Origin of the sequence: Pseudomonas sp. QTF5, from assembly GCF_000512695.2 — a bacterium.
Taxonomy (GTDB): domain Bacteria; phylum Pseudomonadota; class Gammaproteobacteria; order Pseudomonadales; family Pseudomonadaceae; genus Aquipseudomonas.
The window spans coordinates 19,354-34,417 of record NZ_AZRW02000054.1; the positions used below are offsets into that span (position 1 = coordinate 19,354).

15 protein-coding genes and 1 tRNA gene are annotated in these 15,064 nt (G+C 58.5%); 14 read left to right on the top strand and 2 right to left on the bottom strand.

Translation table 11 applies throughout. The features are described 5' to 3' along the window. Positions 1 to 31 precede the first annotated feature (31 nt). Positions 32 to 1,474 (bottom strand): NADP-dependent succinate-semialdehyde dehydrogenase, encoded by a 1,443-nt coding sequence (gene gabD / locus IC37_RS26970; RefSeq protein WP_030131604.1) that lies wholly within the window; start codon positions 1,472 to 1,474, stop codon positions 32 to 34. Between the two features lie 349 nt (positions 1,475 to 1,823). Here gabD and IC37_RS26975 point away from each other — a divergent pair. The 13 genes from IC37_RS26975 to IC37_RS27030 all read left to right on the top strand — a co-directional run bounded on the left by IC37_RS26975 (position 1,824) and on the right by IC37_RS27030 (position 12,168). Then, positions 1,824 to 1,900: transfer RNA gene (locus IC37_RS26975), tRNA-Arg, on the top strand. Between the two features lie 167 nt (positions 1,901 to 2,067). Next, positions 2,068 to 3,303 carry a tyrosine-type recombinase/integrase gene (locus tag IC37_RS26980; RefSeq protein WP_030131605.1) on the top strand — a complete coding sequence of 412 codons (1,236 nt, stop codon included), beginning with the start codon at positions 2,068 to 2,070 and terminating at the stop codon, positions 3,301 to 3,303. 243 nt (positions 3,304 to 3,546) lie between these two features. Beyond that, positions 3,547 to 4,467 carry a hypothetical protein gene (locus IC37_RS26985; RefSeq protein ID WP_030131606.1) on the top strand — a complete coding sequence of 307 codons (921 nt, stop codon included), beginning with the start codon at positions 3,547 to 3,549 and terminating at the stop codon, positions 4,465 to 4,467. Positions 4,468 to 4,544: 77 nt separating this feature from the next. Then, on the top strand, positions 4,545 to 4,811 hold the full coding sequence (locus IC37_RS26990; RefSeq protein ID WP_030131607.1) for an AlpA family transcriptional regulator: 267 nt from the start codon (positions 4,545 to 4,547) through the stop codon (positions 4,809 to 4,811). Next, positions 4,808 to 5,416 carry a hypothetical protein gene (locus IC37_RS26995; RefSeq protein ID WP_030131608.1) on the top strand — a complete coding sequence of 203 codons (609 nt, stop codon included), beginning with the start codon at positions 4,808 to 4,810 and terminating at the stop codon, positions 5,414 to 5,416. The genes IC37_RS26990 and IC37_RS26995 overlap by 4 nt, the downstream gene beginning before the upstream one ends. Continuing rightward, a complete protein-coding gene (locus IC37_RS27000) occupies positions 5,413 to 5,754 on the top strand; it encodes a hypothetical protein (protein WP_030131609.1) in 342 nt (113 codons plus the stop codon). Before IC37_RS26995 ends, IC37_RS27000 begins: the two co-directional genes overlap by 4 nt. Positions 5,755 to 6,128: 374 nt before the next feature. After that, on the top strand, positions 6,129 to 6,287 hold the full coding sequence (locus tag IC37_RS30150) for a hypothetical protein (protein ID WP_177409431.1): 159 nt from the start codon (positions 6,129 to 6,131) through the stop codon (positions 6,285 to 6,287). Further along, positions 6,284 to 6,562: a hypothetical protein gene (locus IC37_RS27005; RefSeq protein ID WP_030131610.1), complete on the top strand. Its 279-nt coding sequence runs from the start codon at positions 6,284 to 6,286 to the stop codon at positions 6,560 to 6,562. The genes IC37_RS30150 and IC37_RS27005 overlap by 4 nt, the downstream gene beginning before the upstream one ends. Then, positions 6,562 to 6,846 carry a DUF3077 domain-containing protein gene (locus tag IC37_RS27010; RefSeq protein WP_030131611.1) on the top strand — a complete coding sequence of 95 codons (285 nt, stop codon included), beginning with the start codon at positions 6,562 to 6,564 and terminating at the stop codon, positions 6,844 to 6,846. The genes IC37_RS27005 and IC37_RS27010 overlap by 1 nt, the downstream gene beginning before the upstream one ends. Beyond that, on the top strand, positions 6,843 to 9,734 hold the full coding sequence (locus IC37_RS27015) for a DUF927 domain-containing protein (RefSeq protein ID WP_030131612.1): 2,892 nt from the start codon (positions 6,843 to 6,845) through the stop codon (positions 9,732 to 9,734). Before IC37_RS27010 ends, IC37_RS27015 begins: the two co-directional genes overlap by 4 nt. Positions 9,735 to 9,821: 87 nt before the next feature. Continuing rightward, complete coding sequence (locus IC37_RS27020; protein ID WP_030131613.1) at positions 9,822 to 10,664, top strand: hypothetical protein; 843 nt, start codon at positions 9,822 to 9,824, stop codon at positions 10,662 to 10,664. 62 nt (positions 10,665 to 10,726) lie between these two features. Continuing rightward, entirely contained in the window at positions 10,727 to 10,909 is a 183-nt protein-coding gene (locus tag IC37_RS27025) for a hypothetical protein (protein ID WP_030131614.1), read from the top strand. Between the two features lie 245 nt (positions 10,910 to 11,154). Next, positions 11,155 to 12,168 carry a hypothetical protein gene (locus IC37_RS27030; protein ID WP_030131615.1) on the top strand — a complete coding sequence of 338 codons (1,014 nt, stop codon included), beginning with the start codon at positions 11,155 to 11,157 and terminating at the stop codon, positions 12,166 to 12,168. A 288-nt stretch (positions 12,169 to 12,456) separates the two neighbouring features. On the opposite strand, the gene IC37_RS27035 is transcribed toward IC37_RS27030, so the two are convergent. Then, the gene (locus IC37_RS27035) at positions 12,457 to 13,893 is read right to left on the bottom strand and encodes an amidase (RefSeq protein ID WP_030131616.1); all 1,437 of its coding nucleotides are present in this window, start codon (positions 13,891 to 13,893) and stop codon (positions 12,457 to 12,459) included. A 130-nt stretch (positions 13,894 to 14,023) separates the two neighbouring features. Between IC37_RS27035 and IC37_RS27040 the strand changes: the two genes are divergently transcribed. After that, positions 14,024 to 14,935 (top strand): LysR family transcriptional regulator, encoded by a 912-nt coding sequence (locus IC37_RS27040; protein WP_095920392.1) that lies wholly within the window; start codon positions 14,024 to 14,026, stop codon positions 14,933 to 14,935. Positions 14,936 to 15,064 lie beyond the last annotated feature (129 nt).

Sequence of the window (15,064 nt, forward strand, 5' to 3'; positions counted from 1 at the left end):
CTCTCGTGCCCTTTGCGCTTGAAGCAATGCCTCAGATGCCCAGGCAGAGGTATTTGATTTCCAGGTAGTCTTCGATGCCGTACTTGGAGCCTTCACGGCCCAGACCCGATGCCTTGATGCCGCCGAACGGCGCGACTTCGTTGGAGATCAACCCGGTGTTTACGCCGACCATGCCGTATTCCAGGGCTTCAGCCACACGGAACACACGGCCCAGGTCGCGAGCATAGAAGTACGAAGCCAGACCGAACTCGGTGTCGTTGGACATCGCGATCACGTCGGCTTCGTCTTTGAAGCGGAACAGTGGCGCCAATGGACCGAAGGTTTCTTCCTTGGCCACGGCAGCGTTGTTCGGCACGTTGGTCAGGATGGTCGGCTCGAAGAAGTTGCCTTGCATGCTCTTGCCACCCGCCAGCACGGTGGCGCCTTTGCCGACGGCGTCAGCAATATGCTCTTGAACCTTGGCCACGGCTTTTTCATCGATCAGCGGACCAGTGGTGGTGCCGTCTTCCAGACCGTTACCGATCTTGAGTTTGGCCACGGCCACTTTCAGCTTCTCGGCGAACGCGTCGTACACCGAATCCTGAATGTACAGACGGTTGGCGCAGACGCAGGTCTGGCCGTTGTTGCGATACTTGGAAATGATCGCGCCTTCGACGGCCTTATCCAGGTCTGCGTCGTCGAACACGATGAACGGCGCGTTACCGCCCAGTTCCAGCGAGACTTTCTTGATGTCCTTGGCGCACTCGGTCATCAACTGACGACCGATTTCGGTCGAGCCGGTGAACGACAATTTACGCACGATCGGGTTGCCGGTCAGCTCGCTGCCGATGTCGCCGGCGCTGCCGGTCACCACACTGAACACACCGTTCGGAATACCGGCACGCTGGGCCAGTTCAGCCAGAGCGAAAGCCGAGAAAGGTGTTTGCGAAGCAGGCTTGAGCACCATGGTGCAACCGGCAGCCAGCGCCGGGCCGGCTTTACGGGTGATCATCGCGGCCGGGAAGTTCCACGGAGTAATCGCAGCGGTCACGCCAATCGGCTGCTTGATCACGATCAGGCGCTTGTCTGGCTGGTGGCCCGGAATCACGTCACCGTAGACGCGCTTGGCTTCTTCGGCGAACCATTCGATAAAGGAAGCGGCGTAAACGATTTCGCCCTTGGCTTCAGCCAATGGCTTGCCCTGCTCCAGAGTCATCAAGCGAGCCAGGTCGTCCTGATTCTCGATGATCAGCTCGAACCAGCGACGCAGCTTGTTCGCACGATCCTTGGCGGTCAGTGCACGCCAGGCTGGCAGCGCTTTGTCCGCGGCTTCGATCGCGCGGCGGGTTTCGGCAGCACCCATTTTCGGCACAGTGCCCAGAATTTCACCCGTTGCCGGATTATTGACCTTGATCGTCTGACCGTTGTCCGCATCGACCCAAGCGCCATCGATAAAGGCTTGCTGGCGGAACAACTGGGTGTCTTTAAGCTGCATGTCGGCTTTCCTTAACAGCACCGCGGCACGCGCGGAGCGAATTATGATTGTTGAAAGGCGCCTTATAGGCTGCCGTCAGGGAAATCATTCACCGGGCTGAAGCACATAAATAGCGCACTGATCGAACTCGTGCGGTTCAGCACCCAGACAAGAGCGTTTGAAATCTCAAACGAATCCTAGGATCAAAGGGGGTAAAGGACAATAGGCTGTTCGAAAAAAAGAACGAAAACGCCGCATTTGCCTATTTTTTCGGATCAGCGTAGCAAACGCAGGTTACGCTTTTGAAAAACGCAGACAATTCAGCAGCATGGACGCCTGCAGCGCATATGAGTATCATGGCACCCGCATTGCACCAGTAGCTCAGCTGGATAGAGTACTGCCCTCCGAAGGCAGGGGTCGTGGGTTCGAATCCCGCCTGGTGCACCATATAGCAGTCTAGGCCTGTCTCAGACAGTCTACGAAACACCCCAAGAAGCCCGCCCCGTGCGGGCTTTCTTGTTTCTGGCTATCCATCCCTGTCTACCCCTATAACTTCACGCCGTGTATGCCCACGTGTATGCTTTGAGATTCATTGAACTGGAGGCATACACGCAGTGAAGCGTACTGAAATCAAACGCCGCCCACTGGCTGACACTACTCTTGCAGGCTTGGAGCCAGAGAGCGCGACGTACCGGGAGCAAGACGGCAATGGCTTGTATTTTCGGGTCAAAGCCAATGGGCAGAAGTCCTGGGAACTGCGCTACAAGAAACCAGACGGCAAATGGTCCTGGCTGGGCCTAGGGGGTTACCCCGAAATCAGTGGCTCGCTAGCCAGGCAGAAGGCGGCACAACTGCGGGATGACGCATCGACTGGCAAAAATCCTTTAGTCAGCAAGCAGGCACGCAAGATTGCTGACCGAGTGGCTGCTAACAACACCTTCGAAGCATTAGGGCGCGAATGGTTTGAGGCTAGACGCTTAAGCTGGGAAGCCGGCACGTCCCGTCGAGTCCTTGGTGCCCTGGAGCTTCACGTGTTCCCCGTTTTCGGCAAGCGGATCTACACAGAAATACTTCCCCTTGAATGGATGGAGTTTCTGCGCGGCATGGAGCAGAAAGGGATCATTGAGCAAATGGGCAGAGTTCGGGCCTTCTGCAAAGAGATCTACGACTTGGCACGCGTGACAGGCCGAGCAATCCATAACCCCCTTGAAGGCCTCAATAAATTCCTACAGACGCGCAGCGCTGAAAATTATGCGCACGTATCAATAGAAGAACTGCCTGCATTACTTCGGGCTATCAACTCTTACCCTCACGCAAAGGACGTCCGACTTGGGCTCCGTTTGCTAGCTCTGTTAGCGGCACGCCCGAGCGAGATTCGAGAAGCACGTTGGTCAGAAATCGACCTCAACAAAAAGCTCTGGACGATTCCAGCCGAGAGAATGAAGCGTCGGCGCGAGCATGTAGTGCCTCTATCTCGGCAGGCCATTGAAGCAATAAAGGAGCTTGGCATGCTGACAGGGGCATATCCGCTTCTCTTCCCTGGCAGAAAAAATCGAACCATCCCCCGTAGCAATACCGTCTTTCTGATGGCGCTGCGCAGGCTGGGATACGCGGGCCGGCAAACTGGTCATGGTTTCCGCCATATCGCGAGCACAATCCTTAATGAACAAGGCTTTGATGAGAACCACATTGAGGCCCAGCTTTCTCATGTAAAAGAGGGAATTGCAGGGGTGTACAACAAGGCGGTATACCTGCCCCAGCGCAAAGTCATGATGCAATGGTATGCAGATCATCTTGATGAGCTCGCAACTGGCAATGTCGTACAGGGCCAATTTGGAAAGGTAGTATGAGATTGCTTTCCCACCCCCTCTTAAAAAACGGTGTTACGCGTGTTACAGGTGTAACGCATGCCTGTAACTTGTTGAATACAAAGGGTTTATCTCAAGTTACACGAGAAAATACTCAACGCTACACGACGTGTTACGTCGTCCAGTCGTGTAACAGCATTTACCCAGCCACCTCACTGTTGGTCGAAGAGGCCCGTGTCGTGAAACGCTGCATCCATGACGCCAAGCGGGGCCAGGGGGCGCTGTATGGACGATGAAAATATGCCAATTGGCCGCTTGGAGATTGCCGGCTTCGATGTCAGCAATTTGCTGTGGGAACAAGACGACATCGAACTGGCTGTGCGCGAGTTAGCGTTGCATTCGCCGTTTCGTGAGCATTTCAAAGAGGCGCTGGAGCTGGCCAATTACGCCACCTCATTCTGGCTTGAGGATGGCCGTTATCCTGATCGAGCAGGATCGGTGGTAGCTACGATGTTTCGACTTCGCGACGAGATAGACGAACATGCCAGCTACGCCGATGCAGCCTCATTGCCGAGTGTCATACGACGCCTCCTTAGCATTTATCGCGACATTGCGGACTCGCAACTCGTGGCGACTTATGCGCTGGTGCAGAGCATTCAAGCTGTTCAAGTTCTCGCCAACTGGCTCTTTGAAACGGAACTCTACGTCTTCGACTTGGATGCAGACCTGATAGCCCAAATGCAAGCAACAGATCCCAAGAAATATTGCGCATTGGCCGAAAAGGAGCGACTAAAGGATCCAGGCGGCGAAATTAACGCTCGCGAGTCCTTCCGCGCATTCATGGGCGACGCCGACAAGGCGATCATGCTGGCGAGCCTCTACAGACAAGTTGAGGACATCGACGTATCAAAGGGTAATTTCAATGTGGCCAACTTTCTAAGCGAGGCGTTGAGTAAAGCGTTTTCCGCCAAGGCCTCGCAAAAAGGCGCGGCTGCGGGTAAAGCCAACAAGAATCCGGAGTCGGTAAAGCAGCAGGATGCCGCGAATCTTTTCGAGCGCATTCGCAGTGCAGCGGACCGTCATATTTTGGCAAATCCGACTATTTCAGAGCGCGAACTGAAAAAAGCTTTGGTAGAAAAAGAGGGCATAGCCTCTGCGCCTACCGTCAAAAAATACCTGATCATGGGTGGATACTTGCCTCGATAATTCAAACGAAAGCAAACCGTGTTTGCTTTTTTCCCCCTCTTTAGTCTGTGCCTGTCTCTCACCATATAGGCACGGCTATGACCTCCTCCATTCAAACGATCACCCCCACATCCCCAGTTCGTGATCCGGCAACCACGCTCATTCGTGTCAGCGAAGTTATGGCGATGGTCGGCCTTGCTCGCCCCACCATTTACAAGCTGATGCAACAGCAAGACAGCGGCTTTCCGCTCCCCGTGAAACTGAGCAACAGTAACGCCCGAGGGGCGCCCGTCGCATGGGTTTTGGCTGAAGTGCAGGCCTGGACCCGCGCGCGGATCGCGACCCGTACAAAGGTGGCGGCATGAATAACCGTCCTTCTAATATCGCGGGCGCTTTTCTTGATTCCTACAGCATCGGATTCCGTCTCTATCAACCTGATGCCATCAACTGGCGTCACCGCACCATTGCGGGCGTGAGCTGGAACGGGGAGGAACAAGAAGCCTACTTTTTCAACCCGGATGGCCTGGTCCTTCCGCTGAAACCCAATCCGTGGAAATTGCCTGAACTGATCCGCGAAAAGGTGGTGCACAGGGAGTTTTCCAGCATTCACGGCACAGGTCATTTCGCCATGAAAGAGGGCCGCCGCACTGCCCTGAAGTCGCTGGGCTTGACCGACTGGGTCACGTACTGGCTGGTCGATCAATCGACTGGTTACGCGAACGATCCAGCGGTGTGGCAACACATCACTGAGCAGGATCTTGCAGCGGAGAAGACCGCTAGCGAATGCCTTCACCGTGAACTGCGCATGACTTCCGATCTGACCGACTACGTGGCTGAGTGCCTGGCACAGCAGCGCGAATTGCTCGCGGTAGAACACCGTCGACAGTGCGAAGAGGACAGCAAAATCCTGGCTTGGCTCAAGGGCGAAACAGCGCCGCCGCTGTTCAACAACCTGCAGGAGGCAGCATGACACCGACCTTTCTCCCCCACCAAGCACTGGATCTCGTCGGTGCAATCGAAGCGTCTCTGCCTTCTACCGCAGCGAGCAAAGGTCGTCAGCGTTTGCTCTTTCTACGCGATCAGGCGATCTCGGCCGGCGTTCAGGTGCTGATTGTGTTGTGGCACGACCTGGAGTGGACATTGCTAGCGATTCAGCCGCCCGCAGACGAGGTGATTGACGACGCTCGCGAGCTGGTTCCTAACCTGCTGCGCAATCCCGAAGCACTGCAGCAGATGCGGCAACGCGCCGGCCAAGGCAACCACATGCAATGGCTCATGCTCACCCGCCCCGTCACGACCCAGCATTAACGAAAACGCCCCCGGGAGCGATCCGGAGGCGTTGAGGTACATCTACATGCCCGCACAATTTATGCCGCTTCAAAAAAATGCGCAAGATCTCCACACGGTTGCACTTTTGAAATCGGGACGTTACTCTCTGGCCGTCGCTGCAAATTCAGCGACCGGGTTTGGCGACCCGAGTTTAAGAAGGCGCACAGGCGCCCCCATTACGATTGCAGGCGCTTTTTTTGTGCCCGCATTCCTGTTTTATGGTGGCTGTGCGTGGGAGACCTTCGGGTCTGCCGGGTTCCTTCTTACCCGGTTCGCCAACCTGCGCACAGCTGCCACCCCAATTCGTTTGGCGACGAACCGTGGCAGTTCCTACTTAAGAAGGAGCTCCACCCATGCACGCCCTCAATCCATCCAAAATTCGCGCCGCTGCCCATCGGGCAATGGCTCTCGCCGCTTTACACGCCGACTCCAGCCTCGCAACACGTCTCGCCCGCTTCAATGCCCATATGGCCAAAGCTCGTGCGCTCGAAGCAGCAGGTGGTGCCCAATGAACGGCGCTCTGAATTTTGCCTTGCCCGAGGATCTGCTGTGCGTCCACCAAGGCGCCGAAGCCGGTGTGCCGATTGATGCCATTACCTGTGCCGTGGAGCGAGCCAACTCCGTGCTCTTGCTGCTTGAAGACCAGTTCGAGTGCAACGGTCCGCGTCTGGCCAACCATGTGATTGCCGCAGCCCTGTGGGACGTTCGCGGGACGCTGGGGCTGATCCGCACCCTCGCTTTGCACGCCGACGCCTCCACTCGCCTAGCCATCAATGGAGGCGCTTAATGAGCCCTTCCACTTTGGTTAATACCGTTGGTGGCGCCACGTTTGCCCGGTGCAACGCTCAAAACCAACCCCTGTTCCGTATCAATGCTGGGATTTCCTGCGAAGAAGCGCTCGAGCAGGCTTCTCTACTCATGGACTGTGTGAACAAGCTGACTTTCCTGAGCGGGATGGAGAATGACAACGACGCGATGGTGTGGGCTTCGCATTATCTGAGCGAGATGGCCAAAGCCATCATTGATGACGTGACCAGCGGGTTGCAACTGGCCCAAGGCGGTGGCGTATGAATGCACCTACAGCTCATGCCCGTCGTCCTACATTCGCTCAAGTCAAAGCCGTTGCGTTACAGAACATTGATCGTGTGCTGACTCACTGGCTGCCCAACGGCAAGCGTGTGGACGGCGGTAAGGAATACACCGCCCCCAATCCAACCCGCGCCGACAAGCGCGCCGGCTCGCTCACGGTTAATTTGAGCAAAGGCACCTGGGCGGATTTTGCCACTGGCGACAAAGGCGGCGACCTGATCGATCTGGTGCGCTATCTGGATGGCGGCAGCGATGTCGACGCCTGCAACAAGCTGGCGGAGCTGCTCAAAGTATCGCCCGGCGCCGCCCAGGCGAAGCCAGCGCCCGCCAAGACAAAAGCACCTGAGTGGATTGCCATTCAGCCGATCCCGACCGAGGCCATGAACAAGTGCCCGGCCAAACACCGGCAACACGGTGTGCCGTCGAAAGTCTGGATCTATCGCGACGCACAAGGCCAGCCGGTTATGGCGCTGTATCGCTTCGACTTGGGCCCCGATGAAGACGGCAAACCGCGCAAGGTGTTTGCCCCCTTGACGTGGTGCCAGCGTGCCGACGGTCAAACCCAGCAATGGCGTTGGCAGGGTTTGCCGGATCCGCGTCCTCTGCTGCGCCGGGATGAACTGGCGCAACGCGCAGAAGCACCGGTCATTCTCTGCGAAGGAGAAAAGGCCGCCGACGCCGCGGCGCAGCTGCTGCCCAACTACGTGGCCACGTGCTGGCCGAACGGCTCAAATTCCTGGCACAAGGCTGACCTGACACCGCTCAAAGGCCGGTCGGTGGTGCTGTGGCCTGACAACGATGTCAGCGGTAAAGGCTGCATGGCTTCCGTCGCCGAACACCTGCAGCAGATAGGCGCCGCGTCGGTGCGCGTGATCGCTCTGGACGTGTTCAAACGCCAACCCACGCTCAAGAATGGGCAACCGACTTTTGCCAAGGGTGGTCAATGGGATGACGGCGACGATGCGGCCGATGCCCAGGCCAAAGGCTGGACGGCAGCGCACGTCGTCGAGCTGGAACGCAGCGGTGAGTTGTTTGGCGTCGAGCCGGAGAAAAAATCGGATGTACCACCCGAAGCCAAGGTCAAGCCGGCGACTAAGCGCGCCGCCAAACCTAAAAACGATCTGCTGCCCGGTGGCTTTCGCCTGACAGCCGAAGGCGTGTTTTACTCCGGTGACGATGGCGAGGCCCGCCCGGTGTGCTCCCCGCTGGAGATTCTGGCGCGCACCCGTGATGCGCAAGGCCATAACTGGGGTTTGCTGGTCGAGTTCGACGATCCGGACGGAGCGAAGAAGCGTTGGAACATCCCGGCGCGGACCATGACCGGCGACTTCGGCAAGGACGTACTCGGTCCACTGGTGGACATGGGCTTACGTCTGGCCGGCAGTCGCTCCGGTCGCAATGCGCGCAATGACCTACAGAGTTATCTCGGCGGCTTCGACAGTGCCCAGCGCGCACGACTGGTCACCCGTTTGGGCTGGCACGACAGCGCCTTCCTGCTGCCTGAGCAACAGATCGGTTCACATGTGGAACACCTGCACTTCTATGAGGCCGGCGCGCAGCTTCCGCCGATCAGCGAAGCCGGCACCCTAGAACAGTGGCAGGAGCAGATCGGCGCCTTGTGCATCGGCAATCACCGCTTGGCGTTTGTGGCCAGCGTGGCGTTTGCCGGTCCACTGTTGCACCTGCTTGGCCATGAGTCGGGCGGTTTTCACCTGTACGGCGACAGCTCGGGCGGCAAGACCACCCATTTGCAGGTGGCCGCCTCGATCTACGGCGGGCCGCGTCTGGTGCGATCCTGGCGCTCGACGGACAACGCCTTGGAATCCATCGCCGCCGCGCACTCGGACGGGCTCTTGGTGCTGGATGAAATCGGCATGTGCGACCCGCGCATCATTGGCGAAACGGTGTACATGCTCGGCAACGGCACCGGTAAGGCCCGCGCCAATGATCGAGGCCAAGCAGGCCGGCAGGTGCAGGAGTGGCGTTTGCTGTTTCTCTCAACCGGCGAGAAGACCTTGGCGCAGCATATGGCCGAAGCCAACAAGGAACTGAAAGCCGGCATGGAAATGCGCATGCTCGCGGTGCCGGCGGACGCCAGTAAAGGCTTGGGCATGTTCGATGTGCTGAACGGCTTTGATGATGCGACCGCCCTCTCTGATGCACTGAAGGCACGCGTAGCCAAGTACTACGGCACACCACTCACAGCCTTCCTGTCGGCCCTCTGTGAGCCCGGCAAGCGGCATGGCTGGTCGGCAATCCTGCGCCATACCTTGGAAGGCTTTATCGCCAAGGCACTCCCTGCCTCGGCCAGCGGTCAGGCACATCGAGCAGCGGCCCGTTTCGGTCTGGCTGCCGCCGCTGGTGAGCTGGCCACTGCGATGGGGATTACCGGCTGGCCGGATGGTGCGGCCACCACTGCGGCCCGAGTGTGCCTCAATGCCTGGATGAACGAGCGCGGCGGCGCCGGCAATCTCGAAGGTGACGCGATTCTGGCACGGCTGCGCCAAGTCATTGAACGCTTCGGCGAAAGCCGCTTCACCCGATGGGAATCGGCTGCCGCGAAAATCGATGAGCATGGCCCTCGCACCATCGACCGCTTGGGTTTTCGCAAGTCGTTGGAGCACGGTTTGGGTGACGCGCTGCACACCACCAACACCTACTACGTGTTGCCCGAGGCATGGCGTTCGGAAGTGTTCAAGGGCATGAACATCAATGCGGTGAACAAGGAATTGATTCGCCGTGGCGTCCTTGAGCCGGGGCCCGACGGCAAAGCCTCCTGTGCCGTGCGCTTACCCGGCCTGGGCTTACAGCGTTGTTATGTGGTGAAGACGATACCGGGAACGGATGAGAGCGAGGCACAGGCCGCTTAACGGTCAGCCTACTGATTGAGGTAAAGCCGGCCCAAACCGGCCTCGCCAGCCACTCCTAACCCAACCCAATTACACAGGACAAAACACATGAACGCTATTCAGCAACTGAAAGACACACGCGCCACTTTGGTCAATCAAGTGCAAACCATCAAAGCGGAACTTCCGCATTGGGAAGCTGCGCTGCACAGCGAGGAAACCATCAGCCAAGGACGCGAGAGCGACGTCAGGCATGAAATCAGCAGTCGGAAAATAAAGATCGACTCAATCGACCTTCAGCTTTTCCAGCTGGATCAGAAACTCGCTCGTCGCGAGGCATTTGCCAACCGGGAAAGTTTGATGTCCACGCACATTGAAGACATGACGAATTGGAAAGCAGATGAGCAGGAACTCAACGCCAAACGGGAAAGCCTCAGCACTCGCTTGGCGGACATTCGCAAACAGGCCGAGGCAGAGATGGTAAACGCACGACAAGCGGAGACTCAGGCGGCCACCGCGTACGCACAGGCCGTGGCCTGGGGTGACGTCGAAGGCGAAAAAACGGCTAGCACCGATGCCCAGAAAGCGGCGAAAAACCTGACGGCCGCGACCGAACAACATCGTCGTCAGCAGTTGATCATCACCGCCCTGGAGCAGGAGCTGGCCATCGTTGACCGACACATCACCGAGGCTCAGGTAGAACACCAAAAAATTGAGAAAAAAGCCTTACAGCTCGCCCACGACGCCCTGGAGGAAAAATGGAATGAAGCCGCCCAGGCCCTTCTTGATGTGGGCGGTAAGCTTTACGCCGCTGCCGGACTGATCGGCCGGGACCCAACCTCGCTGATGAAGCTCGACATCCCCGAGCAAGGTGAAAACTTTGGCAGTTGGAAGTGGCAGGACCTGACAGCTCGTGGGAACCAATATCGCCTGCAAGACCTGCTGTCGATGTAACTGCTGACTACCCTGAAACAGCCTGCTTTGCGGGCTGTTTAAGCCACGTATGGATCGAAGCCATGAACACAACGACGCAAAATAACTCCCAAATTTTCGAAGATCTGAAAGCGAGAAAAGCCCACCTGATTGCTGTGCTCAAGCTCGTGGATACCGGAACCGGAAAAAGCACGATGCAAAAGCTCACCATCACGGCGATCAAAGCAGAAATGGGGTTCGTTGAGCACAAGCTGAAGAAACGGTGATGAGAATAAACGGGAGCTTGTCCAGCTTCCGTTGCATTCAAATTCGACAGGCAGCTCACAGCCTATAGCTGCCGGTAGCGACAGGCAGAAATCGGCCAGGAGCGGTCCGTCGAAGCCTGGTCCGAAATTGCTGACGATCACTAGGCTGAGAATTCTTCCAGCCAAGCGATTTCCGCGCGTGGTCGCGTGTCACCGATCGGCACAGAGTGTCACAATTGCGCCACTTTCAATCCCGAGCGCTCTCCATGTTTCGTCCAGCCCTGCAGATCGTCGCCGTGCTTCTGTCCTGGATGACCGCCACCACGGCGCTGGCCGACCCTCAGTACTTCCACAAGACCTTCGCGGGCCGCATCGGCGATCGCTATGCGTTTACGATGAATCTCAAGAATGTCGACGGCAGGCTGACGGGAAGCTATCGCCATGCCGGCAAGCGCAATGATATCTACCTGAGCGGCGAGATCGACCCATCAGGGACCTTTACGATGAACGAGTTCGGGAGTGCGGGCCAACGCACCGGCACCTTCACCGGCAAGGTGGCCAGCGACACGCTCGACGGCAACTGGGCATCGGCCCGTGGCGACCGGCGCTTGCCCGTTGACGCGCATCAGACCTCGGAAATCATCATTGGCTCGAAGCGCGAGATTCTCACGCAGGCGATCGGCACTTATGCGCTCGATAGCGTCAGCGGCGTGGGCTGCCCCAGCGGCGTGTGGGAGTCGTGGCGAGACAAAGGCCGATGGAAATCGAACTTCTCGGTCGTCGAGGATGGGCACGGCGAGGTCTCAGACGTGAGCCTGACACGCGGGGACCTGCACCGGCTCAACAGCATGACGGTCACTTTGGACACCTCGCTCGCCACGCGCCTGAGCGTCGATGGCAAGGTGCTGCTGTCGATCCCGTACCGCGACGCTGGCATGCAGTACGAGATCAGCCAGCCCCACAACGCTGGCATAGAGTACGAGATCAGCCAGCCCCACAACGCTGGCATAGAGTACGAGATCAGCCAGCCCCTCAACAGTGTAATGGAGGATCACCTGAAGACGCTGTCGCCCGCCACCACCGTCTATAACGAGCATCTCTACCTGCTCGCCCGCGACGCGATCGATTTCGCGCCGGCGATGTCGGGCAATTATCTGTCCAACGACGTGGGCGTCGTGACGGTCAGCTACGCCGTCGTCGGCAAGACCTTCGACATCTACCTGCGGGACGACAACGGCTGCAGCGGTACCGTGTTCTCCTTCCGGCGCAAGGGCCGATGAAGGCGATGCATCATGTGCCTCTAGGTAAGGCCCCGAGTGCAGCGGCGGCGCCAGTGCTCGCCTGAATGGCCGCTGACGAGAAATGTGTACGACCGTTGAGGGTCGATTGCAACCTGTTACGAATAGCAGGCAACGACCCGAAGTAGCCAATTTCTCTACACTCGATGGCTTTACCAATTTCCAAAGCCGCTGCGCTCAGAAGTTGGTATGAGGGGTTAACGACGCGTCGGCGGCCTGAGTCGATGCCCTCCAGCCGGGATCGACCCAGTCACTTCAGCACCCCACAACTCAATAATCACCCACCCAAATCCCCGGCCTACGCTCATCCCAAGGCAGCGCCTGCTCCAACTGTCCCGCCAACCGCAACAGCGTATCCTCAGTCCCAAACCGTGACGCAAATTGAATGCCTATCGGTAAACCATGCTCGCAAGACATGCCCAACGGCAAGGAGATCGCCGGAGTACCTGCGACGTTGAACACTGGTGTGAAGGGCGAGTGTTCGAAGACTCGGGAGGTCCATTGCAACCCATCCATGGTGTCGGCACCAAGACTGTAGGTGTCGAGGGCATGAGGCAAGCGTGGCAAGGTCGGGGTCAAGAGCACGTCAAAGTCGTTGAACCAGTGAGCCACGCTGCGTGAGATGAGGTTGCGTATTTCAAGCGCGCCGGCGAAATCCACTGCGCGGGACTGTTGGCCGTAGGCGTAGCAGGCTAAGGTGGCGGGTTCCAGGGTGCTTACGTCAATGGGCCTCATGGTGGCCGCTGCAAGTCCATCAATCCAGCGCACGAGGGCGGCGCACCAGATGCTGGCATTGGCTTCTACAAAGGACTCCCACGAGGTACCGAGCGGCGGGTTCACTCGCTCGACCTTATGGCCAAGTGCTTCCAGCTCCAGCGCCACCGCGTGTGTGGCATCGGCGATTTCGGGGTCGAGCAGAGCGCCGTTCCATGGTGTGTCGAGCAGCCCGATACGCAACTGTCCCGGATCGCGTCCCACCTGTGCCAGAAAGCCCTCGACCGGCGCGGCGGTGTAGTAAGGGTCGCCAGGCGCATGGCCCTGGACGATGTCCATCAATGCTGCGCTGTCGCGGACGGTTCTCGACAGGCCGAGTTGTACGCCGAAGCCGGCAAACACTTCATCCAACGACGGGCCATGGGAGCTCCGGCCACGGGTGGGCTTGAGCCCGACCAGACCGTTAAAGGCTGCGGGCACACGGATCGAGCCTGCTGCATCGGTGGCGTGGGCTAGCGGGACGATACCGGCGGCGACTGCGGCACCCGAACCTCCGCTCGATCCGCCGGCCGATAGCCGGGCGTCCCACGGGTTGCGTGTTGGCCCTTGAAGGGTGGACTCGGTCTCCGTGCTAAAGGCCATTTCCGGTGTGGTGGTGCGCCCCAGCGTGGCGAGGCCCGCGGCGTTGAAGCGCTGCATCAGGTAGGAGTCCGACTCGGCCACCAAACCTTGGGCCAATCGGCTGCCCAGCTCATTGCGCCGACCAGCCGAGGTGATCGCCAAATCCTTGATGAGGAAGGGCACGCCCGCGAGCGGCCCTGTGCCCTTGGTCACCGTGGGTGACCAATGTTCGATGATCGCGTTGATCTGTGGGTTGACGCGTTGCACGGCGTCAATCGCCAGGGCTGCCAGTTCCGTGGCGCTGACTTCGCCAGCGGCCACCAATCGGGCCAGGCCGATGCCGTCATAGGATGCGTATTCGTTCAGATTCATGAAGGAAACTCCAGTTAAGAAGCCCAATAATAGGTTGCACCTGGGTGGCTTATTAGCCCATAAAAGCGGTATGAAATGTGCCGTGAGTGGCACAATGCGCTCCACTCCCAAACCTGCTGGATGTGACTCAATGATCAGGGACTTGAACGACACGATGGTGTTTGTGCACGTGGTGCGTCTGGGCAGTTTTACCGCTGCTGCCCATGCCTTGCAGACTCCGAAGACCACCGTGAGCCGGCGTGTGCGCGAGTTGGAACAGGCCATTGGCGTGCAGCTACTGCGCCGTACCACACGCCAGTTGAGCCTCACCGAGGCTGGGGCGGTTTATTTTGATCAGTGCAAAGAGATTGCCGCCACCTTGGAGCACGCCGAGCGGGCGGTGCATCAGTTGCGCGATGGTCCGCGGGGCTGGTTGCGGGTGACGGTGCCGTATTCATTCGGGATCAGTTGGTTTTCACCGTTGATCTCTGGATTTCGTCAGGCGTATCCGGAGATTCAGCTAGAGATTCTGGCGTCTCACGTACCGCTGGATCTGGTCGGGGAGGAGATAGACGTGGCACTGCGCCTGGGTGTTTTGCCGGACTCAAGTCTGGTGGCCCGCCGTTTGGCCAGCTACGCCACAGGCATTTACGCAGCGCCCCAGTACATCGAGCACCACGGGCAACCGGCCACACCTGACGCGCTCATCGAGCACCGCACCTTGGTGCTGCACCAGGCTCGGCGCGACGCCGGTTATGTCTGGCCGCTGCGCCAAGCCGGCGCCAAGCTGCGCAATTATCTCGTCGAGCCATCCATCATCGCCAACGACCCCGCACTGTTGCGCGATGCGCTGTGTGCCGGCGAAGGGTTGAGCCTGGGCATGGATCACAGCATGCAGGCTGACGTCGAGGCGGGCCGGTTGTACCGGGTATTGCCAGAGTGGATCGGCCCGCCACAGGATCTCAATGCCGTGACGGCCCGCGAGCATTTGCCGTCGCCCAAAGTAACGGCGTTTATCGGGTTTCTGAAGGCACATATGTCTGCGCAGCAGGATCGTTCTTGAGAGCCCTTGTTTTTTGTCCCCTCTTTGGAACCGAGAGTCTGTTTGCAAGTAACCGACGGGCAGAAATCGACCCAGAGCTGCCTTTGGCCAAAGGCAGAAATCGGCCAGAAACAGACACTCAGGACTTAC